17 protein-coding genes are annotated in these 20,865 nt (G+C 69.0%); 11 read left to right on the top strand and 6 right to left on the bottom strand.

Going from position 1 to position 20,865, the window contains the following annotated elements; all coding sequences use genetic code 11:
- The first annotated feature begins 194 nt into the window (after nucleotides 1-194).
- From mppP to B1L11_RS50270, 4 genes are read left to right on the top strand one after another with little or no spacing between them, the layout of a single operon-like run.
- Entirely contained in the window at nucleotides 195-1,181 is a 987-nt protein-coding gene (mppP, locus tag B1L11_RS10645; RefSeq protein ID WP_218671011.1) for an enduracididine biosynthesis enzyme MppP, read from the top strand.
- Complete coding sequence (locus B1L11_RS10640) at nucleotides 1,181-2,377, top strand: aminotransferase class I/II-fold pyridoxal phosphate-dependent enzyme (RefSeq protein ID WP_079314321.1); 1,197 nt, start codon at nucleotides 1,181-1,183, stop codon at nucleotides 2,375-2,377. Before mppP ends, B1L11_RS10640 begins: the two co-directional genes overlap by 1 nt.
- Nucleotides 2,368-3,189 (top strand): enduracididine biosynthesis enzyme MppR, encoded by an 822-nt coding sequence (gene mppR, locus B1L11_RS10635; RefSeq protein ID WP_079314320.1) that lies wholly within the window; start codon nucleotides 2,368-2,370, stop codon nucleotides 3,187-3,189. Before B1L11_RS10640 ends, mppR begins: the two co-directional genes overlap by 10 nt.
- Nucleotides 3,190-3,222: 33 nt before the next feature.
- The gene (locus B1L11_RS50270; RefSeq protein WP_256862403.1) at nucleotides 3,223-3,354 is read left to right on the top strand and encodes a hypothetical protein; all 132 of its coding nucleotides are present in this window, start codon (nucleotides 3,223-3,225) and stop codon (nucleotides 3,352-3,354) included.
- A 7-nt stretch (nucleotides 3,355-3,361) separates the two neighbouring features.
- On the opposite strand, the gene B1L11_RS10630 is transcribed toward B1L11_RS50270, so the two are convergent.
- The 6 genes from B1L11_RS10630 to B1L11_RS10605 all read right to left on the bottom strand — a co-directional run bounded on the left by B1L11_RS10630 (nucleotide 3,362) and on the right by B1L11_RS10605 (nucleotide 10,755).
- On the bottom strand, nucleotides 3,362-3,880 hold the full coding sequence (locus B1L11_RS10630; protein WP_079314319.1) for a tetratricopeptide repeat protein: 519 nt from the start codon (nucleotides 3,878-3,880) through the stop codon (nucleotides 3,362-3,364).
- On the bottom strand, nucleotides 3,868-6,258 hold the full coding sequence (locus B1L11_RS10625) for a BTAD domain-containing putative transcriptional regulator (RefSeq protein WP_143737172.1): 2,391 nt from the start codon (nucleotides 6,256-6,258) through the stop codon (nucleotides 3,868-3,870). Before B1L11_RS10625 ends, B1L11_RS10630 begins: the two co-directional genes overlap by 13 nt.
- Nucleotides 6,259-6,798: 540 nt before the next feature.
- Complete coding sequence (locus B1L11_RS10620; RefSeq protein ID WP_079314317.1) at nucleotides 6,799-7,599, bottom strand: polyprenol monophosphomannose synthase; 801 nt, start codon at nucleotides 7,597-7,599, stop codon at nucleotides 6,799-6,801.
- Nucleotides 7,600-7,907: 308 nt separating this feature from the next.
- On the bottom strand, nucleotides 7,908-10,043 hold the full coding sequence (locus tag B1L11_RS10615; protein WP_256862402.1) for an MMPL family transporter: 2,136 nt from the start codon (nucleotides 10,041-10,043) through the stop codon (nucleotides 7,908-7,910).
- Between the two features lie 41 nt (nucleotides 10,044-10,084).
- Nucleotides 10,085-10,336, bottom strand: coding sequence for a hypothetical protein (locus tag B1L11_RS10610; RefSeq protein ID WP_079314315.1), 252 nt, complete (start codon nucleotides 10,334-10,336; stop codon nucleotides 10,085-10,087).
- Nucleotides 10,333-10,755, bottom strand: a complete 423-nt coding sequence (locus B1L11_RS10605) for a DUF6220 domain-containing protein (RefSeq protein ID WP_079314343.1) — start codon at nucleotides 10,753-10,755, stop codon at nucleotides 10,333-10,335. The genes B1L11_RS10610 and B1L11_RS10605 overlap by 4 nt, the downstream gene beginning before the upstream one ends.
- 237 nt (nucleotides 10,756-10,992) lie before the next feature.
- Between B1L11_RS10605 and B1L11_RS10600 the strand changes: the two genes are divergently transcribed.
- From B1L11_RS10600 to B1L11_RS10570, 7 genes are all read left to right on the top strand, one after another.
- Nucleotides 10,993-12,189 carry a sensor histidine kinase gene (locus B1L11_RS10600; RefSeq protein WP_256862401.1) on the top strand — a complete coding sequence of 399 codons (1,197 nt, stop codon included), beginning with the start codon at nucleotides 10,993-10,995 and terminating at the stop codon, nucleotides 12,187-12,189.
- 35 nt (nucleotides 12,190-12,224) lie between these two features.
- Entirely contained in the window at nucleotides 12,225-12,884 is a 660-nt protein-coding gene (locus tag B1L11_RS10595; RefSeq protein WP_218671017.1) for a response regulator transcription factor, read from the top strand.
- 414 nt (nucleotides 12,885-13,298) lie between these two features.
- Nucleotides 13,299-15,704, top strand: a complete 2,406-nt coding sequence (locus tag B1L11_RS10590) for a glycoside hydrolase family 3 N-terminal domain-containing protein (protein WP_079314312.1) — start codon at nucleotides 13,299-13,301, stop codon at nucleotides 15,702-15,704.
- A gap of 146 nt (nucleotides 15,705-15,850) precedes the next feature.
- Complete coding sequence (locus B1L11_RS10585) at nucleotides 15,851-16,861, top strand: LacI family DNA-binding transcriptional regulator (RefSeq protein WP_218671009.1); 1,011 nt, start codon at nucleotides 15,851-15,853, stop codon at nucleotides 16,859-16,861.
- A 189-nt stretch (nucleotides 16,862-17,050) separates the two neighbouring features.
- A complete protein-coding gene (locus B1L11_RS10580) occupies nucleotides 17,051-17,992 on the top strand; it encodes an esterase family protein (RefSeq protein WP_179155074.1) in 942 nt (313 codons plus the stop codon).
- Nucleotides 17,989-19,206 carry an esterase family protein gene (locus B1L11_RS10575; RefSeq protein WP_143737171.1) on the top strand — a complete coding sequence of 406 codons (1,218 nt, stop codon included), beginning with the start codon at nucleotides 17,989-17,991 and terminating at the stop codon, nucleotides 19,204-19,206. Before B1L11_RS10580 ends, B1L11_RS10575 begins: the two co-directional genes overlap by 4 nt.
- Nucleotides 19,207-19,416: 210 nt before the next feature.
- Nucleotides 19,417-20,829 carry an ABC transporter substrate-binding protein gene (locus tag B1L11_RS10570; protein ID WP_079314308.1) on the top strand — a complete coding sequence of 471 codons (1,413 nt, stop codon included), beginning with the start codon at nucleotides 19,417-19,419 and terminating at the stop codon, nucleotides 20,827-20,829.
- The last annotated feature ends 36 nt before the right edge of the window (nucleotides 20,830-20,865 follow it).

Here is a 20,865-nt window from a genome sequence, read left to right as displayed (position 1 = left end):
TTCATCATCGCTTGTGTCCCCAACTGAGCGAGGTGCGTGATGACCGTCCTGCAGAATTCGGTGTCCGTGGATCTGGGAAATCTCACCCAATACGAATTCCTGGCCCTCAACAGTCCGCTCAATCTTTCCGACGGCCATGCCCGTCAGGAGCTCACCGCCGGCCAGGCCAGGATCGTCGAGGAGCTCCCGGCCCTGTGGGCGACGCGCTCAAGCGGCCGGTGGCCGAGGTGGAGGCGGACGCCCGCAGCGCCTTCTTCGGCCTGTTCGGCCAGCACAGCTACCCGAGAGGCGAGGGCCGGGTGCTGGCCTGCTACTCCTCGTCCGTCGCGATGGAGATCTTCGCCAGGTCCCTGGCGACCGTGAGCGACGCGATCGGCCTGATCCACCCCACCTTCGACAACATCCCCGACATCCTCCGCGGCGTGGGGCTCGAACTCCTGCCTATCGAGGAGGACGAACTGCACCACGGCGACCTCGACCCGTACCTGATGAGCCGGGTCGGCGCCATCTTCGTCACCACCCCCAACAACCCGACGGGCCGGGTGGTGCCGCAGGAGCGGCTGCGCGCCCTGGCCGAGCAGTGCGCCCGCTATGACGTGGTGCTCGCCCTGGACACGTGCTTCCGCGGCTTCGACACCCGGGCGCACTATGACCACTACGAAGTGCTCCGCGAGAGCGGCTGCCGGTGGGTGGTCATCGAGGACACCGGCAAGCTGTGGCCCACGCTGGAGCTCAAGATCGGCTGGCTGGTGTCGGCGGAGGACGTAGGCCTGCCGATCGAGAAGGTGTACTCCGACATCCTGCTCGGCGTGTCGCCGTTGATCATGTCGATGGTGCGGCGCCTCGCCGAGGACGCCGCCGGCGGCGGGCTGGCCGAACTGCACGAGTTCATCGCCGGCAACCGGGCGCTGCTGCGCAGCGCGCTGGCCGACGTGCCCGACGTCCACTTCCTCGACCCGGGCTCGCGCGCCAGCGTGGAGCGGATCGGCATCGGGTCGCGTTCCAACCTGGCCGTGTGGTCGGCGCTGAGCGAGCACAACGTGTTCGCGCTGCCGTGCCAGAAGTTCTTCTGGGCCGACCCCGCCCGCGGCGAGGGAATCCTGCGCATCGCGCTGGCCAGACCGCCGGCCTCGCTCGCTATGGGTGCGGCGGCGTTGCGGACCGTGCTCTCGGAGAGCTGATGGGCGCGGCCGGGAAGGCGGCCGGACCGCTGTCGCACCGCAGGCGGTGGTATCCGGACGTCGTGCAACAGGTGGCCCCGCCCGGGACGTTCGACCTCGGGCCGGGCTACCTGGATCCCGGGCTGCTGCCGGTGGACCTGCTTCGCGTGGCCTACGCCGAGGCACTGGCCGAGTTCGGCTCGGCGGCGCTCAGCTACGGCCCCAACTCGGGAGCGCTGCCCCTGCGGGCACTGCTCGCCGACCGTCTCGGCCCGCCGTGCACGCCCGACCACATCATGGTGACGTCGGGTACGTCGCACGCGCTCCACCTGATCGCCACCATCCTGTTCCGGCGGCACGACGTGGTGCTCGTCGAACAGGTGGGCTACGACCTCGGCCACGCCATCCTCGCGGATTCGGGCCTGCGCCTGAGGGCCGTCGAGATGGACGACTCCGGCATGGTGCCGGAGGCGCTGGAACGGGCGCTCGGCGCGGCCGGGGACACCCCCGCCTTCGTCTATCTCAACCCCACGTTCCACAACCCCACGGGGCTGCTCGTGCCGTCCGCGCGACGGCGCGAGCTCCTCGCGGTCGCCGCCGCGTACGGCGTGCCGGTCGTCGAGGACGACGCGTACGCGGAGATCAGCCTGACCAGGAGCGGGATGCCCGACTCGATGGCCGCGCTGTCCGGGTATCGCGGCGTGATCCGGCTGGGCTCCTTCTCCAAGTCCCTGGCCCCCGGCCTGCGCCTCGGCTGGCTGGCGGCCGATCCCGAGACGGTGGCCAGGATCCAGGCGCACCACGTGTTCGACAGCGGCGGGTCGCCGAACCACCTGGCCTCGCTCGCGGTGACCACACTGCTGGCGACCGGCGCCTACGACCGGCACCTGACCTGGCTCAGGTCGGCCCTGCGGGACCGGCGCGACGCGCTCGCCGCCGCGCTGTCGGCGAACCTGCCGGAGAGGTTCGTGTTCGACCGGCCGGCGGGCGGGTTCTTCCTGTGGGTCACGACCGACGGGAAGCGGGACGAGCGGGGACTGGTCACGGCGGCGCGGAACGCGGACGTCAGAGTGCTGGCTGGCGCGCGGTTCGGCCGGCCGGCGCGGCCCAGCGTCAGGCTGGCCTACAGCTTCAACTCCCCGCCCAGGCTGACGGCCGCGGCGCACCGCCTGGCCGCCGCCTGGAAATCCACAGAACGGAGACTCCCATGCTCCTGACAGAACCCGGCGGACCCGGACCTCGCGGATACAGCCTCCCCCTGTCGCCGTCCGGAGAGTCGGCCATGGTCAGCCCACCCCCCTGGCACTTCTCCGGTGACGTGATCATGGTCGAGTACCGCACCGACCCCGATGCGGCGGCGGCGTTCCTCCCGCCCGGGGTGGACCCCGGGCCCGATCCCGGCGCCGCCGCCGCCGTCTTCGCGCACTGGCACTGGCGTTCCGAAACCGGGCAGGAGGCCGGCGACCCGGCGCGCAGCCAGTTCAGCGAGTTCCTGATCCTGCTCGGCTGCACGGCGGAGGGGCGCCCGATGGCGCGCTGCCCCTACGCCTGGGTGGACAGCGCGGTGCCGATGGCCCGCGGCTGGATCCAGGGCATGCCCAAGCAGTTCGGCGCCGTCCACCTGACCCATCCCAAGGCCGTGGGCCGCACCGGCCCGCACCTGGCCGAGGGCGGGGTCTTCCACGGCGTCGCCTCCCAGTACGGCTCCCGCATCGCCAGGGCGAGCGTCACCCTGTCGGGGCGGGTGGCCGAGCCGCCCGCGCTGCACGCGGTCCCGCTGGTGCACACCCGGCATTTCCCGGCCTGGGTGCCGCCGGAGGAGCCGCTGTCGCAGCTCGTGGTCTCGGCGGTCGACGACGTACGGTTCGGCGAGATCTGGTCGGGACAGGCGAGTCTCGACTTCGCCGGCGACCTGCAGGGGGATCTCGCCGCTCTCAGGCCGGTCGAGGTGGGCGGCGGTTTCGTCTTCTCCTACTCCGAGACGCTGCGCCACGGCCGGGCGCTGTCCGGCGAGGCAGGGCGGGGATAGGCCAGAGGTAGCGGCGCCATGAAGGATCCAATCATGAGATTCACACGAGCGATCGCCGCAGCCTTCGTCACCGTCTCAGCCCTTCTGGTCGTCGCGCCCGTCGCGGCACACGCGACGCCCTCCGTGCCGTCGGACCCGCCCTGGGATGTGCCCATCGCGTATTGAACCGGCTCTAGGGCATCGCCCTCGCCAGGCCGGCCAGCCCCTCTCGCGCCCGAGCGGCACCCGCGTCGTCGCCGAGCGCGTGGTACAGCGTCCGGGCGACCGTGTAGTCGGCCGCCGCGAGCGTCATCTCTCCGCTCTTCACATATTCCGCGGCCAAGGCGCACCGCGCCTTGGCCTCCGTACGCCGGTCGCCGGCGATCTGCGCCAGCTCACAGCCCTCCAGCAGATTGAGGAACCCATCGTGACGCCGGCCTCTCCTGATCTCGAGGTCGCCCAGATCGACCAGGATGAACGCGGTGCCCACGTGATGGTCGAGCGATCGGGTGATCCGCAGGGCGTTCCGGAACCCCGTCTCGGCGGTGTCGGGATCGCCGGCCTGCGCGTCCAGCACCGCCATGGTGTGCAGGATCTGCGCCTCCAGCCCGAGGTTGCCCGCCGTGTGCGCCAGCAGCCTCGCCTTCTCCAGGTACACGCGGGCCGTCGCGTCCGCGTGCCGGTCCAGATAGATCTTCGCTATCCCGTGCACGCCCCGGCCTCGCCCCCGCAGTCGCCCGCCCTGGCAAGCAGCGCGACGGCCCTGGTGTACATCTTCTCCGCCCCCTGCAGGTCCCCGCCGGCCCGGTTGATGGCGGCGAGGTCGCTCACCGCCAGGCCCTCGCCCGCGGCGTCGTCGAGGCCGTGGAACAGCTCGGCGGAGCGTTCGAGCAGTTGACGCGCCTCGTCCCGGTCGTGCCGGATGATCGCCCTGTGCCCCTGGGAGTAGAGCATGACCGCCTCGCCGCGTACGTCCCCCGACTGCCGGGCCGCCTGCAGCGCGCAGTCGGTGATCGTGCGCCACACCTCGAAGTGGCCACCCGCCTCCAGGAGGGGGAACAGGGCCAGCGCGAGCTCCCAGCAGTACTCCGCCTGGCCCAGCTCGGCCGCCTGCTGCGCCGCCGCCGCGAATCGCGTGGGCTGCGACTCCAGCCACACCGGCGCCCAGCCGGGCGGCAGGCGGTCGAGCCAGCGCTCCGGCGGCTGCCAGCGCGGGGCGGAGCCGCGCACGACGCCCCAGTGACCGCCGCGGACGGCGACGTAGGCGGCGTCGCTCATGCTGAGCAGCGCGCCGAAGAACCTTTCGAGCGCCGACGCCCGCTCCTGCGCCGGATCCTCTTTCATCGCGCGGTTGTGGGCCAGCGCCAGCACCAGGTCATGGCAGGTGTAGGCGGGGCCCTCGTACCCGCTCGCGCCGGCCGGCGTGAGGAAGCCGGCCTCGCTGAGCTGGTCGAGGCGCTCCTCCGCGGCAGGGAGCGGCATGTCGGCCAGGGCGGCGGCCGTCCACGCAGACACGGTGCGGTGACCCAGCAGGCCGATGCGCCTGAGCAGCGTCCGGGTGTCGGCCTCCAGCGTGCCGTACGCCCACTCCAGCACCGGCTCGACCTCGCGCAGCTCCGACAGGATGCGCTGCCGCACGCCGAGCCTCGCGGCCACCTTCCCGATCGGCCAGGCGGGCCTGGCCGCCAGCCGGGAGCCGACGATGGCCAGGGCGAGCGGCAGGCCGAGGCACGCTTGGATGATCTCGTCCACCGCCTTCGGCTCCGCGGCCATCCGGTCGGTTCCGGCGTTCTGCGCCAGCAGGGCTCTGGCGTCGTCGGGTTCGAACGGCTGCAACGGGATCAGGGTGGCGCCGTGGAACTGGGAGGCCCCGGCACGGCTCGAAACGATTACCGCACAGCCGGCGCTCCCCGGCAGCAGCGGAGCGATCTGCTGGGCGTCGGACGCGTCGTCCAGGACGATCAGCAGGCGCTTGCGTGCGGTCAGGGAGCGGAACAGCACAGACCGCTCCTCTATGTCGGAGGGGGTGGCCGGGCCGCTCACGCCCAGGGCACGCAGGAACCTGCCCAGCACGTCGTGCGGCCTGGCCGGTCGCGGGCCGGCGCCGCCGAGGTTGGCGAACAACTGGCCGTCGGGATAGTCCGCGGTCACGAGGTGCGCGACCTCGAGCGCCACGGTCGTCTTGCCGACGCCGCCGTTGCCCACGATGACGACGACCGGCAGGTGCCTGCGCTGCTGGGGGGTCAGCGCCATCACCGCCTGCTTCAGCTCGGCGTCCCTGCCGATCATCGACGGCAGGCCCGCGGGAAGCTGCTGCGGGGTGAACGCGGCCACGGGCGCCTGCTGCAGGGCGGAGTCCTGCCGCAGGATCTGCTCGTAGAGGTGCTGCAGATCAGGCGAGGGGTCCACCCCCATCTCGTTGACCAGGCGGTTGCGCAGGTCGGCATAGGTGCGCAACGCCTCGCTCGTGCGCTGCGCGCGGTAGAGGGCCAACATGAGCTGGCCCGCGAAGCGCTCCCGCATGGGATGGGCGGCGGTCAGCAGGTGCAGCTCCGGGATCACCTCCGTATAGCGGCCCAGCTCGAACTGCACCTCGATGTTCTCCTCCACCGCCGCCAGGCGCAGTTCCTCCCACCGGTGCGCCTCCGTCACGAAGACGTCGCCGTCGAAACCGGCCAGCGCGGGGCCCCGCCACAGCTCCAGCGCCCGGCGCAGGGCGCGGTCCGCGTCGTCGCTACGCCCGGAGCGCAGGGCGGCGCGGGCCTGCGCGACCAGTTGCTCGAAGACTTTCGCGTCGACGCTGTCGGGAGCGGTGACCAGCAGGTAGCCGTCCGTGTTGGTCTGAATCGACGCGGTGCCGAGCAGGTAGCGCAGCCGCTTGACCGCGCCGTGGATCTGGGTGGACGCGGTCTTGCGCGGGGAGTCGCCGTACAGGGCGTCGATGAGCTGATCCTTGGAGACCGCCTCGCCGGGGGAGAGGAGGAGGCGGGCGAGCACGGTGCGGTCCCGCACCCCCGCGACGGGAATCTCCGTCTCACCGCGGCGGACGATCAGTGGGCCGAGTATTCCATAGTTGAAAACTGGAACCATCTGCTCCGCCTTGTCCACAGGTTACTGCTCTGCGCCCCCGCGACATTTATCGGGTTCGTGCCGAGAAATGTTCGCAGATACCCGTGCCTCCGCACCTCCTGACCGAACACCCCGCCCACAGCGCTCCGTGGCGCATTCGTAACCGATTGTTCACTGGTTTGGGCTTGTCCCATTTGGGATGTTTATTGGGTTATTCGGCGTTTGTGGCAAGGGTACGGATTGAACTGTACTCACCATAACTGGAGAAGTGAAGACGGCCGGACAGGCGCAGTTGTACCGCCAGGTAATGACACGGCGAATTGATTGCCCCGCCGCTGCTCGCGACGGGATTCACGCGGCGGTGGCGTGCCGCCCCCCGGCGAGCCTCCCGGCGTACGCTGCCGGCTCACGGGGGGATGCGGCTAGGACGGGCACCGGCCGGGCCCGCCGTGACAGTGATGGGCGGCGGACTGCGCCCCTCGTCCGGCGTCCGAATCCGGGGGCGTCACCGCAGCCGGGCTCGCCCGCCACGCTCCCGGCGGCGGGCGAGCCCGGAGTCTCTCACCTCCGGCGCCGCCTGCCGAACCTCAGTGCGAACGGGGTCAGCATGGACTCGACCTGGACCGCGAGGCTGATCTTGCTGGAGCCGGCCCTGCGCTCCTCGAAGTGGATCGGGATCTCGACGATCGACTGGCCCATGTGCTCGCACAGATGGTTCATCTCCACCTGGAAGCTGTATCCGTCGCTCCGGACCGTGTTCAGGTCGATGTGTTCCAGCACCTCGCGCCGCCACATCTTGAAACCGCCGGTGACGTCGCGAATGGGCAGTTTCAGGATGGCGTTGACGTAGATTCCGGCGAACCTGCTCAGCAACCGCCGGTGCCGGCCCCACTGTGCCGAGAGCGAGCCACCGGGCACATATCTGCTGCCGATCACCAATCCGGCCTGCGCGGCCATGATCGTGCCCAGCATCCGGGGGATGTATTCGGGCCGGTGACTCAGGTCTCCGTCCATTTGCACGACGAAATCGGCGCCACGGGCGAGCGCCTCTTTCATTCCTGCCACATACGCCCGCCCGATGCCTTCCTTGGCTTGGCGGTGCAGAACGACCATGCGGTCCGGATGGTTCTCGTTCACCTGCCCGGCGAGGTCGTCGGCGAGCGCTCCGGTGCCGTCCGGCGAATCGTCGTCCACGACGATCAGCCGGATCCCGGGCATTTCCAGGTCGTAGATCCGGCGGGTCAGCTCGGCGATGTTGCCCGCCTCGTTGTACGTGGGCACCACCACGGCCACATGAGCGTCCCGCCACGGCGACGGCAGGGGAGGGGCGTCGGTGACAAGCGTCCTCGAAATGGTTTCCATCACGCTCCCTCTGCGTGCCGGGCGACAGAGTTGCTCGATGTCCCGGGAAATGGATTTCTGTTTTCCGGGTCAGTGCAATCGTAGCCGGGCGGGGCAGGAGGAGTAGACGGCCGGCGGCGGATTTCCGTCTCCGGAAAACCTGGAGGTCCGCGTCGTCGGCGCCCCTTCCGAAATGTGGTGGCTTCGACGCGAGCGGAAGCCATCTCTTCATGAATACGGCGATCCCGGATAAAGAAATCGACGAGAATCCGTCTCGCGCGGAACCGACGTGACCAGCCGACGCCGTCTTCCGGGAATGGTTCGACGAGTCAGACCCTGGCCTCTTCTCCGACCTCGGCAGGGGGAGCCGAGGCCGCCTTCGGCGCCCGGCGTCCGGGCATCCACCAGTTGGCCCTGCCGCACAGTTCCATCACCGCGGGGACGAGGATCATCCGGATGACGGTGGCGTCGATGAGCACGGCGACGGCCATCCCCAGACCTCCCTGCTTGACCGCGACGTCGGGGCCGAGCAGCGAGGTCGTGAAGACGGCGACCATGATGGCGGCCGCGGCCGTGATGACCTTGGCGGTCCGCGCCATCCCGTGAGCGACGGCCGTCCGGGTGTCGCCTGTGCGTTCGTACTCCTCACGGACCCGTGAGATCAGGAAGACCTCGTAGTCCATGGACAGGCCGAACAGGACTGGGAAGATCATCATCGGCACCCAGGTCGTGATCGGCATGGTGGTGGGGAAACCGAGGGCCGAGCCCAGCCAGCCCCACTGGACGACCGCGACGAGCACGCCGTAGGCGGCGCCGATCGACAGCAGGTTCATCACGGCGGCCTGCAGCGCGATCGTGACCGATCGGACCAGCGCGGTCAGCAGCACCAGGGACACCGCGATGACGACCGCGATCATCAGGGGCAGGCGCGAGCCGATGTCATCGGCCATGTCGATCGTGCCGGCGTTCGGGCCGCCGACGTAGACCCCTTCGCCGCCGGGCGTCTTGGGCAGCACGTCGTCGCGGAGCCGGTGCACCAGGTCCGCGGTCGCCTTGTCCTGGTATCCGGTCGTGGGGAAGGCCATGAAGATCGCGGCCTGCCCGTCCTTGCTGACCTGGGGCGGCGTGGCGTAGGCGATGCCCTCGGTTTTGCCGACCGCCTCGATGACGGGACGCAGATCGGCGTCCTCGGAGCCGACCTCGGTCGCGAAGACCAGGGGTGCGCCGTAGCCGGGGCCGAAGCCCTCGGAGAGGATCTCGTACGAGACGTAGCTGCTCCTGTCGTGGGGCTGGACACTGGCGTCGGGGTTGCTCAGCCGCATCGACAGCGTGGGGGCGGCCAGCACCACCAGGGCCGCGCCGGCCAGCATCGCGGCGACCAGCGGCTTGCGCTGCACCGCGTCGGCCCAGCGCTCGGCGAGAGTACGGCGCTGCCGGGACGGGACACCGCCGGTCTCTCGCCGGCGGGCCGTGCGACGGGGCAGGCGCAGCGAGTTGATCTTGTGGCCCGTGAAGCCCAGGAACGCCGGCAGCAGGGTCACCGCGGCGATCATCGTCACCAGCACGATCACCGACGTGGCGACGGCTACTCCGGTCATCAGCCGCTGTCCCATGACGACCAGGCCCATCAACGCGATCACGACGGTCGTGCCGGCGAACAGGACCGCGTGACCGGCCGTCGTGATGGCCTTGACCGTGGCGGTCTCGGGTTCGTCGCCGTCCTGCAGGCCGTCCTTGTAGCGGGTCACGATGAACAGTGCGTAGTCGATGCCGACCCCGAGCCCTATCATCGCCGCCATGATCGCGGTGAAGTCCGGCGAGGGGACCAGATACCCCACCAGCTTCATCAGGGCGATGCCGGCGGCGATCGCCAGCAGTGCGGTCACGATCGGCAATCCCATCGCCACCAGCGACCCGAAGGCGATGAACAAGATCACCGCTGCGGCCGCGATGCCCACGCTCTCGGCCGAACCCTGCTGGGGTGTCTCGGCCTTCTCCGCCAGAGTCCCGCCCAGCCCCAGCGTCACGCCGTCACCGGAGGCGTTCCTGACCAGATCCACCAGGGGCCGGACCGCGGCCTTGTCCACCTCCTTCCGGGCCAGCGGAATGGTCGTACGGGCGATACGACGGTCCTGTGTCACCAGGCTCTTGTCCTGATAGGGCGAGGTCACCGGTCCGACAACGGGTGAGGTCGCCAGATCGGCGAGGACCTTCTCGATCTTCTGCCGGGCTGCGGGGTCGTCGATCCCCTTCTCCGCCTTGATCGCGAGCGTCAGCGTGTCCCCCTGCCGCTCGGGGAAGTGCTTCTCGATCAGCGCCTGCGCCCTGGCGGAGTCGGAGTCTCCGCCGGAGAAGTCGTTGTCGGGGGCGGCGCCGTAGCCGAAGCCGGTGAACGCCACGGCGAGCACGCCGACGATCCAGGCCAGGAGGACCAGGCGACGGCGCCGGAAACAGAATCGAGCCAAGTTCGCCAAGACCCCATCTGCACGGGGAGTCTCGGTTGTCATCATCTTCTCCTTCTGAAGCGAATAGGGATCAAGAAAGCCGTGAATCGCCTGTTTTCGACGTGGGATCGTCCGGCGCATCCGGCGGGCGCCACGGTGACCACGCGGACAAGCGTCACGAGCACCGCCGCGACGAGGACGGCGAGCGCCGGCCGGGCGCGCCGGAGCGCCAGTGTGGCTCCGGCTGCGAACCATGCGGCAACGCTCAGCGGGGCGACGACGTGGTCCAGGGCGATCCACAGCCCGGTGGTCACGGCGCCTGTCGTGCGGGTGTGGCCGGCCTGGACATCCGTCCGGCCTGGCGGACGATCCTTACGGCCACCGCGAGGATGGCGAGGCCGTTGACCGCGTGCAGGCCGAAGACGAGTTCGCCGGCCGGCGTGCTGCCGCCGGTGCCGTCGAACGCCGAGGCGATCGCCCGGATCACGACCTGGACGACCGCGAGCCCGGCGACCAGGCCGCTCATGCCGATGAGCCGCCCGGGCATCCGGGCTATCGCGGCGACGACGGTCACCAGGACCGCGAGCAGGACGATTCCGGCGCCCAGCATGCGGTGCGCCTGGAAGGACTCGTCGTTGGGCGCCGTGTCGAACGCGCCGCCGGCAGCCAGGAAGAACTGTGCGACGACGGCGAGCGCCTGCAGGGCCGCCAGGCCGACGAAGAATCTACGCATGCCGCGCTCCTCCAGGTTGGTGAGGGTGATCAGTCGCGGCGGCAATCGTCGCGCCGGTGCGGCCGCCGTGGCCTCTGCCGGTGGATGGCGGCGTCTACGCAATCGGGCGTACACGACTCGTGTCTCGCTACGTCTGCCGGTGTAGCAGGTCGCGCGTCTGGGAGGAGTGTTGCCCCTGCGCGGCAACAGTAGGATCACGACATGGAACACCGCACCGTGTCTTTCCCCCTGCGGAGCGTGACGCAAGACGTGGTGCTCGCGCTCTTCGTCACCGTGATGCAGGTGCAGGGCACGGTCGCCCGCGTCGCCGCCGAGGGGGCGCCGCGTCCGCTCACCGACCTCGGAAACCTCGGATTCGTGCTGTTGGTGGTGAGCGGCCTGGTCGTGACCGTCCGCCGCCGGTGGCCGGTTCCGGTGTTCGTCACCGCCGCACTCGCCAGCTTGGTGTATTACGGTCTCGACTTTCCGGACGGGCCCGGCTGGCTCGGGCTCTTCGTCGCCCTGTACACCCTCACCGCCTACGGTGACGGGCGCCGATCGCTGGTGATCGCCGGTGTGGGTATCGCGGTGCTCACCGTCGGCTGGCTTGTCGCCGCCGCCGACATCGAGCCACGTGCCGCCATCGGCTGGGTGTTCTTCCGGATCGGCGCGTCGGTCATGAGCGCGGCCCTTGGCGAGTCGGTCCGGTCCCGGCGGGTCATCGCGGCCGAAGCTCAGGAGCGCGCCGAGTTGGCTGAACGTACCCGCGAGGAGGAGGCGCGGGCGCGTGTCGACGCCGAACGGCTCCGAATCGCGCGTGAAGTCCACGACACGGTCGCGCACGCCATAGCGATCATCAACGTCCAGTCCGGGGTCACCGCGCACGTGCTCGACAAGAGACCGGAAGGGGCCCGCGAAGCGTTGCAGGCCATCCAGCAGACCAGTGCCCGGGCGCTGCGGGAGATGCGAGCCATCCTCGGCGTGCTCCGTGACGACAACGACGGCCGGGTGCCCTACCCCGGGCTGGAGCAGATCGACGAACTCACCGCCAAGGCACGCGAGGCCGGACTGGACGTCACGCTCGAGGAGATCTCGCCCGTGACGCCGTTGCCGAGCGCGGTGGACAGTGCCGCCTACCGGATCCTCCAGGAATCGATCACGAACGTGATCCGCCACGTCGGCCCGACCCGGGTGACGGTCGCGCTGAACCCGGGGATCGACGTCCTGGAGATCCGCGTGACCGATGAGGGCCGCCGCACCGGATCCGGTGACGGCTCAGCGGATCGACCGTCCGGCAACGGCAGGGACACACCGGCGAAGGCCGGCCGCGGGATCCTGGGCATGCGCGAGCGCTGTCAACTGCTCGGCGGAGAGCTCGACGCCAAGCCGACTCCGGGCGGTGGATTCGAGGTCACGGCCCGGCTGCCCCTCGTACCGACCGGGTCGCGCCTGTGAACACGGTGTCCGGGTCACCGTCGGCCACCGCTCCGATCAAGGTGCTGCTCGCCGACGACGAGCGGCTCGTACGATCCGGGTTCAAACTGCTGCTCGACGTCGAAGACGACATCACCGTGGTCGGAGAGGCGACCAACGGCGCCGAAGCCGTCGAGCGCGCCCGCGCCGCCCGCCCCGACGTCGTCCTCATGGACATCCGCATGCCGAAGCTGGACGGAATCCAGGCCACGACCCAGATCACCGCGACGCGTGGGCTGGAGCGCGTCCGGATTCTCATCCTCACCACCTACGACACCGACGCCTACGTTTTCGAAGCCCTGCAAGCCGGTGCCAGCGGCTTTCTGCTCAAGGACGCCGGACCGGCCGAGCTCCTGCACGCCATCCGGGTGGTCGCCGCGGGAGAGGCCTTGCTCGCGCCGCGGATCACCAGACGTCTCATCGGCCAGTTCACCGCACGGCGAACGGCGGCCAAGACGGCGGAGGACCGGCTCGCGGTGCTCACCGAGCGCGAGCGAGAAGTGCTGGCCCTGGTGGGGCGGGGCCTGAGCAACGCCGAGATCGGCGCCGAACTGTCCCTCAGCCCGGCCACCGCGCGCACGCATGTCAGCCACGCGATGGCGAAACTGGGTGCGCGTGACCGCGCGCAACTGGTCGTCATCGCCTACCGAACGGGACTGGTCAGCCCCGACGCGTGACCCGCCCAGCGCACCACGACGCGGCACGTATCGATCAGACGGCCGGACGGTCGCGCAGTTTCCGGTGCGAGCTCTGGACAAAGCGGACGTGATCGGAGACGGTGAAGTTTGTAAACGTTACCGATTACGTTTGCGAAGGGCGATTCACGTGGCCAAGGTCGACTCTGGATGGCGTTGGGCGATGTCGCCCCCGTGCGGTCCGAATTACTTCACGAGGTCTCGCTGGTGGCGGTTTTCACAGGCGGTTCCCGCGCTTCGCCTGATACGCGGATGTTCGACCGCGCATCTGGAGGAATCGGTGGTGGCGAGGCGAGGGCCGGACGCGAGGCGGTCTGGCCGGGCGGGTTCAGACGCGACCGCCGGTGTCATCGATAACGGCGGGAATGAGGTTCTAGCGGTGTTTGGGGTGACCGGATGACCACTGTGAGGCGGGAATCTCGAGCGATTTACACCGATCCGGCCGCGCCCGTGGGGGAGCGCGTCGCGGATCTCATGGCCCGGATGACCCGGGAGGAGAAGCTCGCGCAGTTGGGGAGTGCTTGGGCGTTCTCTGTGATCGAGGGTGGCCGGTTCTCGGCGGAGCGGGCGCGGACGGTCCTTCGGCACGGCTTGGGGCACGTGACTCGTGTCGCGGGTGCCACCAGTCTGAAGGCGCCGCAGGTGGCGCGGGTGGCGAACGCGATCCAGCGGTTCCTGATGACGGAGACTCGGCTGGGGATACCGGCGATCGTGCACGAGGAAGTGTGCTCCGGACTGATGGCGCGGGAGGGGACCATCTTTCCTCAGGCCATCGGTGTCGCGAGCACCTGGGAGCCGGAACTCAACCGGCGGCTGGCGGATGCCGTTCGCACGCAGATGCGCGCGATGGGAAGCCACCAGGGGCTCTCACCGGTGCTGGACGTGGTACGGGACCCGCGGTGGGGCCGGACGGAGGAGACCTACGGGGAGGACCCCTACCTGGTGGCCCGCATGGGCGTGGCGTTCATCCGGGGTCTCCAGGGCGCTTCTCTGACGGAGGGCGTCATCGCGACGGCCAAGCACTTCGTCGGTTACGGAGCGTCCGAGGGCGGATTGAACTGGGCCCCGGCGCACCTGCCACCTCGTCTGCTACGGGAGGTGTATCTGTATCCGTTCGAGGCGGCGGTCCGCGAGGCGGGACTTGAGTCGGTGATGGCCGGCTACCACGAGCTGGACGGGATCCCCTGCCATGCCAACCGTGAGCTTCTCAGCGATGTCCTCCGTGGGGAGTGGGGCTTCACGGGGACCGTCGTGTCGGACTACTTCGCCGTCGACGATCTCCATTCGTACCACCACTTCGCGGAGGACAAGCGGCGGGCGGCGGCTCTCGCGCTCACCGCGGGTACCGACGTCGAGCTTCCGGCCACGGATGCGTACGCGGGCGCGCTGGCAGGCGCCCTGGACGCCGGTGAGGTCGGCGAAGGGGACCTTGACCAAGCGGTCTCGCGGGTTCTTCGGCACAAGTTCGAGCTCGGCCTCTTCGAGAACCCTTACGTGGACGAGACCGCGGTCGCGTTGACGGTGAACGTCGAGCGGCACCAGGAGGTGGCGCTCGAGACAGCTCGCCGCAGCCTCGTCCTGCTCAAGAACGACGGCATCCTGCCGCTGCGGCCCAGCACCGGGACGGTGGCTCTCATCGGGCCGAACGCCGACGACGCCCGGCACCTTCTTGGTGACTACTCCTTCGCCGCGCATGTCGAGTCGTTGGCTGAGGCGCGCGAGCGGCGGGGCCTGCTCGGCCAGACGATGACGATCCCGGACGACCTCGAGATCGAGGGGAGCACGGACGGGGTGCCCACGGTGCGCGACGAGCTCACGGCCCGCCTGGGTGGCCGGGTGCGCTACGCGCACGGGTGCGACGTGATCGATACATCGAGGGACGGTTTCGACGAGGCGGTCGCGGCCGCCGCGGCGGCGGATGTCGCGGTGCTGGTCGTGGGAGATCGTTCGGGGTTGACGATCCGGGCCACCACGGGAGAGTCGCGAGACAGGTCCAGCCTGGAGCTCCCTGGTGTCCAGGAGGAGCTGGTTCGTGCCGTCGTCGCCACCGGCACCCCCGTGGTGGCGGTACTCGTCGCCGGCCGGCCCATCGGCAGCGACTTCCTGCACGAGAAGTGCGCCGCGGTGCTGATGGCCTGGCTGCCCGGGCAGACGGGGGCGCGAGCGATCGCCGAGGTTCTGCTCGGCGAGGTGAACCCGAGCGGGAAGCTGCCCATCTCTTATCCGCGCACCGTGGGCCAGATACCCGTCTTCTACGGACACAAGGTGTCCGGCGGGCGGTCGCACTGGCACGGTGACTATGTCGAGTCGCCCGCCGGCCCGCGATACTGCTTCGGTCACGGACTCGGGTACGCCCCGTTCGTCATCGAACAGGCCACGCTGGACCGCACCGAAGTGCCCGCCGGGGACGGCGTCACTGTGGAGGTGACCGTGGCCAACATCGGCGATCGAGCCGGTGAGGAAGTCGTTCAGCTCTACATCCGCGACCCGCGGGCGACGGTCACCCGGCCGGTGCTCGAACTGAAGAGCTTCGCGCGCGTGTCCGCCGGTGCCGGGCGGCGCACGGCCATACGCTTCCACCTGCCCACAGGCCAGCTGGGCTTCTATGACCGAGACATGAACTACACGGTAGAAACCGGACATATCGAGGTGTATGTCGGCTTCTCCTCCGACACACACACACTCGTGGGCACGTTCACCGTCACCGGCGACGCTGACCGGCCGAAGGTCCCAAAGGCCTACACGGGCACGGTCAGTGTCGGCGCGCTGCCGCCGGCGACCTCACGTGACCCGCTCGGATGAGATGGCCGGCCTGTTCATTCTGGTCATGTCCTTATGAGGCCTCTTGTGTTCGCAATCGTTCTCGCTTACGTTAAAAATCGGAAACGTAACCGATAACGATTGCAATCAGAGAGGGCCGTATGGCCGATGGCGGAACTCCGGTGACGATGAGTGATGTCGCGCGGCTGGCCGGCGTCTCCGTCGCAACCGTGTCGCGAGTGGTGAACGGGCGTTACGGCGTCAGTGCCGGCACCACCGCGCAGGTCCGCTCGGCCATTGAGCGGCTGGGCTACGAGTCGAGCCTGGTCGCGACGAGCCTGCGGCGCAGCCGTACCAACGTCCTGGGCCTGGTGACCCACAGCTTCCAGTCCTACACGGCCGAGGTGCTCAAGGGTGTGATGGAGGCCTTGACCCAGTCGGGCTTCGACTTGATCATCTACGCCAACAGCGACCTCTACGGGACGTATTCGGAGGGCTGGGAGCAGCGGCATCTGACCCGCCTGTCGGGCACGCTCACGGACGGATGCATCGTCGTCACGCCCTGGGGTGAGGTGCGGAGCAGCACGCCGGTCGTGGTCATCGATCCGGTGCGGGACTCGACGGTGCCGTCGGTGATGGCGGACAACCTCGCGGGTGCCACCACAGCGGCCGAGCATCTACTCGGCCTGGGTCATCGGCGTATCGGATTCATCACGGGCCGTTCCAATCTGGCGGCCGCCTGGTCCCGTGAGGAGGGTTACCGGAGGGCGCTGACCGAAGCCGGTGTCCCAGTCGATCCGGCGTTGATCGGCAGGGGGGATTTCAACCCCGAGTCGGCGGTTCCGTTGGCGCGCGTGTTGCTGGGAAGGGCGGACCGTCCGACGGCGATCTTCGCGGCGAGCGACGGGCTGGCCCTGAAGGTCCTGGAGGTCGCGAGGGAGTTGGGGCTCAGCGTCCCCGGCGACCTGTCGGTGATCGGCTTCGACAACATCCCGGAGGCCGCGTTGGCCGAGCCGGGGCTCACCACGGTGGACCAGTCGATGTACCGACTCGGATACGAGGCCGCACGAATGCTGAAGGGGCTCGTGACCGGTGAGTGGGAGGGCCCCCGCCAAATACTGCTCCCGACCCGATTGGTGGTCCGCGGTTCCACAGCGCCACCCAAGAGCACGCCACCGAAGATCACAACGAGACCCTGACCCCCGGCTACAGGTGCACTGATCAGATGCACCTGGCGTTCGGGAACACACAACGAGTCAGTGACGAACGGAGGTGCAGACACACAGAAACCGCGTCACATTCACCGAGCAACTAGGTCGGCTGAGCGGCCTCACCCGCTGCCGACCACCAAAGGGAGTTTCGGTATGACGTTATCGTATCACGGCAGGATGCGTCCTACGGGCGCACGACGGCTCTCGGCGGCGATCGCCGCCGGGGCCATGGCGATCGCGGCAGTGTCGTTCGCACCGCGACCAGCGGCTGCGGACACACCCTGGCTGAGTGTTTCGGAAGGCGGCTACGCGTCGTTCACCGTCCCGGCGGCCTACATCGAGGCCAACGCGGGCCAGGTGTCGCAGGTGGTCATCGAGGGGAACTTCGGCCCCTCCTCCACCTGGGCGGAGTTCGGTCTGACCCGCCGGGGCGACGTCTGGTCGGGGGTCCTCGGCCCGCTCAAGGCGGGGCTGTACTCCTACCAGGTCACGGGCGACGACACCAAGGGCCTGAAGGATCCGACGAACAGCGCCGGCGTGGCGTCCAAGCCTCTGTGGAGCACCTTCTTCGTGGCGGGTGACTCGGCGCGCCTGCTGGCGGATGCGCCTCAGGGGCAGGGCGGCAAGGTCGAGACCCTGACCTACCAGGTCAAGAAGCAGGAGCGGTCGGCTCTGGTATGGACGCCGCCGCGGTACTCGGCCAAGGGCGCCAAGGCCTACCCGGTGCTGTTCCTGCAGTCAGGCGAGGGGCAGAGCGCCACCGACTGGCTCGATCTCGGCCGGGCCAAGCAGATCCTCGACAACCTGTCGGTCCAGGGTGCCATGGAGCCGATGGTGGTCGTGATCAGCGGTGGTGACGGGCCGGCTGACGACAAGGAACTGAAGGATCTTCGCAAGGCGGTCGCGGACAAGTATCACGTTCTCCGCGACCCGGCGCACCAGGCCGTCGCCGGCGTGTCCGAGGGCGGGGCGCAGGCGCTACGTGCGACTTTGGCCAACCCGGGTCAGTTCGCTTACGTCGGCTCGTTCTCGGGCCTGCTGACGGAGAGCGCCGGCCGGCCGACGCGAAAGCGATCAACCGCGGCCTCAAGCTGGTGCGCCTGTACACCGGGAACGTGACCGATCCCGCGTACAACGCGACCGTCCGCCTCACGAGGGCGCTGGACCGCGCCGGTGTCAGGTACGAGTTCGACGGGGTCAACCCCGACGCCGGGGCGAACTGGAACGCCTGGCAGGAGAACCTGATCGATTTCGTGCCACGGCTGTTCCGCACGGTGCCGGACCACGGTCCGAGCGCAGGGCACGGGCGGTTGAAGGGCGAGATCACCCCGCCCGCAGCCGGCACCACCCCGACGCCGTACGTGACCGAGGACGGCTTCGTCACCTTCGAGACCACGACGGACTTCACGGACGCCAAGCACGTCACGCTCTGGGCGAACGACGCTCCCGGAGGGAGCTGGCTGCGCATCCCGATGTCCCGTGAAGGCGACCGGTGGCGGGCGACCGTCGGCCCGCTGGACCCGTGGTTCTACTACTACAAGTTCATCGTCGACCGGGTCTCGGTCAAGGACACGTCGAACCCGACGAAGGTGACCACCGAGCCGACCTGGAGCACCTTCTTCATCTCCGGACAGAGGTCACGCCTGCTCTCGGACGTTCCCGCCGGTCAGGGCGGAAAGGTCGAGAGCCTGACGTACCGGAGCAACGTGACGAACCAGGACCGGACCGCGTTGGTGTGGACCCCGCCCGGATACGACCCGAAGCGCGCGCAGCCGTACCCCGTCTTCTACCTCCAGCACGGTGGCGGCCAGAACCACACGGACTGGGTCGAGATGGGCCGCGCCAAGCAGATCCTCGATCACCACTTCCTTGACGGGAACCTGGTGCCGATGGTGGTCGTGATGAGCAACGGCAACGTGTCCGATTTCAACAAGGAGCTGCTGGACAACATCGACCCGGCCGTCCGTGCCCGCTACAACGTCTCCGGCGACCCGTCGCAGCAGGCCCTCGCCGGCCTCTCGATGGGCGGTGGGCAGACGTTCGGGATGCTCAAGGCGCACCCGGGCCGGTTCGCCTACATCGGAGCGTTCTCGGCCGGGTTCGGCAGCGGCGCCGGCGTCGACGTGGCGGCGATCAACAACGGGACCAAGCTGCTGCGCGTGTACGTCGGTGACGTGACCGATTTCGTGTACCCGTCGTTCATGGCGGGACTGACCACGATGGACAACCTCGGCGTCCACTATGAGTTCGACGGGGTCACCCCCGGGCCGCACGGCTGGGACGTGTGGCAGAAGAACCTCATCGACCTGGCTCCGCGCCTGTTCAAGCGCTAGTCAGGCCCGTTCGAGGTGACTCCACCGGGACCCCCGGGGGTTCCCGCCCCAGTGATGATCTTCGGACACGGGAGCGTGTGAGCGCTCACATGAGAAATCGGCACGAGGGACAGGGCGCGGATCGTGTCATCCGTGCCCCGTCCCGGCCGATCCCTCGACCTCAGCGGCGGCGCATGGACCCTTGTGCGCTGTGACCCCGAAGGGGAGAACATGTCAACGAAGACGAGAAGACTACTTGTCACGGCGGCCATGCTCGCCGCCGCGAGTGCGCTTGCCGCCTGCGCCCCCGACGTGGGAGGGGGCGGAAGCACCGCGGGTGGAAGCGCCGCGGGCGGAAGCACCGCGACGGCGAACAACGCAGGCGGAAACAACGCGAGCAACTGCACGAACACGATCAGCAAGAAGGACCTGCCGGTCGTCACCTTCTGGGGCTGGTACCCCAACATGCAGCTCGTCGTCGACAATTTCAACAAGCAGAACAACGAGGTGCAGGTCTGCTGGACCAACGTCGGCCAGGGCGGTGACGAGTACGACAAGTTCCAGACGGCCATATCGGCGGGCAGCGGCGCCCCCGACGTGATCATGATCGAGGCGGATCGGATCCCGACATTCCAGATCCAGAAGGCGCTCGTCGACATCAAGAAGTACGGCTATGACGCCGTCCAGGCCAACTACGGCCCGGGCGCGTGGAAGGACGTCTCGATCGGTGGCGCGGTCTACGGCGTGCCGGTCGACGGCGGACCGATGGCGATGATCTACCGGAAGGACGTCTTCGACAAGTACGGCATCAAGCCGCCGAAGACGTGGGCCGAGTACGAGCAGGCGGCGCAGAAGGTGAAGGACGCGGGGGGACCGCTGTTCGGCGACTTGGGCGCGAACGTGCCGGCCGTCACGATGGCGCTGCAGATCCAGAAGGGCGCGAATCCGTTCACCTACGATCCGGCGCGGCCGGAGTCGATCGGTATCAAGCTGAACGACCAGGCATCCAAGGATGTGCTCGACTACTGGGGGCGCCTCGCCAAGAAGGGCCTGGTCGGGACGCAGGACCAGTTCACGCCGGAGTACATCGCCGGGGTGGTCAACGGTAAGTACGCGACGTACATCTCGGCGGCCTGGGCGCCCGGATACCTCACCGGCGCCGGCGTGGGCAAGGGCAAGGACACCGGCAAGTTCGCGGTGGCGCCGCTCCCGCAGTGGGATCCCGACAACCCGGTGCAGGTGAACTGGGGCGGCTCGGCCTTCTCGGTGACGAGCCAGGCCAAGAACCCCGCACTCGCGGCGAAGGTGGCGTACGGCCTCTACGCCGACGAGGAGTCGCTCACCGACGGCTGGACCAACCAGATCATCTTCCCGCTGAACCTCAAGGCGCTCAACGATCCCGAGTTCGTGGACCTCAAGGTGGCGTTCTTCGACGGCCAGCAGGCGAACAAGGAGGTCTACGTCCCCGCGGCGAACGCCTACAAGGGCATGACCTACGCCCCGTTCGGCCAGTACTACTACGACGCCATGACGAAACAGGTCAGTGCCCTCATCGAGGGCTCCGTCACCGGCGCGCAGGCCGCCGACCGGCTTCAGGAGGACGTGGTGGGCTACGCCAAGGAGCAAGGGTTCACCGTTCAGTGACAACACGGGTGGGCCGGTCCGTCCCCGGCCGGCCAC

Source organism: Microbispora sp. GKU 823, from assembly GCF_002027145.1.
In the GTDB taxonomy this organism is placed as follows: Bacteria; Actinomycetota; Actinomycetes; order Streptosporangiales; family Streptosporangiaceae; genus Microbispora; species Microbispora siamensis.
Note: the sequence above shows the minus strand (reverse complement) of the source record. Positions and strands in the feature narration are given on the sequence as shown.

Bases quoted from the DNA above. Each gene is read 5' to 3' on its own strand.
- B1L11_RS10625 (WP_143737172.1), bottom strand. From the start codon at position 6,258: ATGGTTCCAGTTTTCAACTATGGAATACTCGGCCCACTGATCGTCCGC.
- B1L11_RS10640 (WP_079314321.1), top strand. From the start codon at position 1,181: ATGGGCGCGGCCGGGAAGGCGGCCGGACCGCTGTCGCACCGCAGGCGG.
- B1L11_RS10590 (WP_079314312.1), top strand. From the start codon at position 13,299: ATGACCACTGTGAGGCGGGAATCTCGAGCGATTTACACCGATCCGGCC.
- B1L11_RS50270 (WP_256862403.1), top strand. From the start codon at position 3,223: ATGAGATTCACACGAGCGATCGCCGCAGCCTTCGTCACCGTCTCAGCC.
- mppR (WP_079314320.1), top strand. From the start codon at position 2,368: ATGCTCCTGACAGAACCCGGCGGACCCGGACCTCGCGGATACAGCCTC.
- B1L11_RS10580 (WP_179155074.1), top strand. From the start codon at position 17,051: ATGCGTCCTACGGGCGCACGACGGCTCTCGGCGGCGATCGCCGCCGGG.
- B1L11_RS10585 (WP_218671009.1), top strand. From the start codon at position 15,851: ATGAGTGATGTCGCGCGGCTGGCCGGCGTCTCCGTCGCAACCGTGTCG.
- B1L11_RS10605 (WP_079314343.1), bottom strand. From the start codon at position 10,755: ATGCGTAGATTCTTCGTCGGCCTGGCGGCCCTGCAGGCGCTCGCCGTC.
- B1L11_RS10620 (WP_079314317.1), bottom strand. From the start codon at position 7,599: ATGGAAACCATTTCGAGGACGCTTGTCACCGACGCCCCTCCCCTGCCG.
- B1L11_RS10570 (WP_079314308.1), top strand. From the start codon at position 19,417: ATGTCAACGAAGACGAGAAGACTACTTGTCACGGCGGCCATGCTCGCC.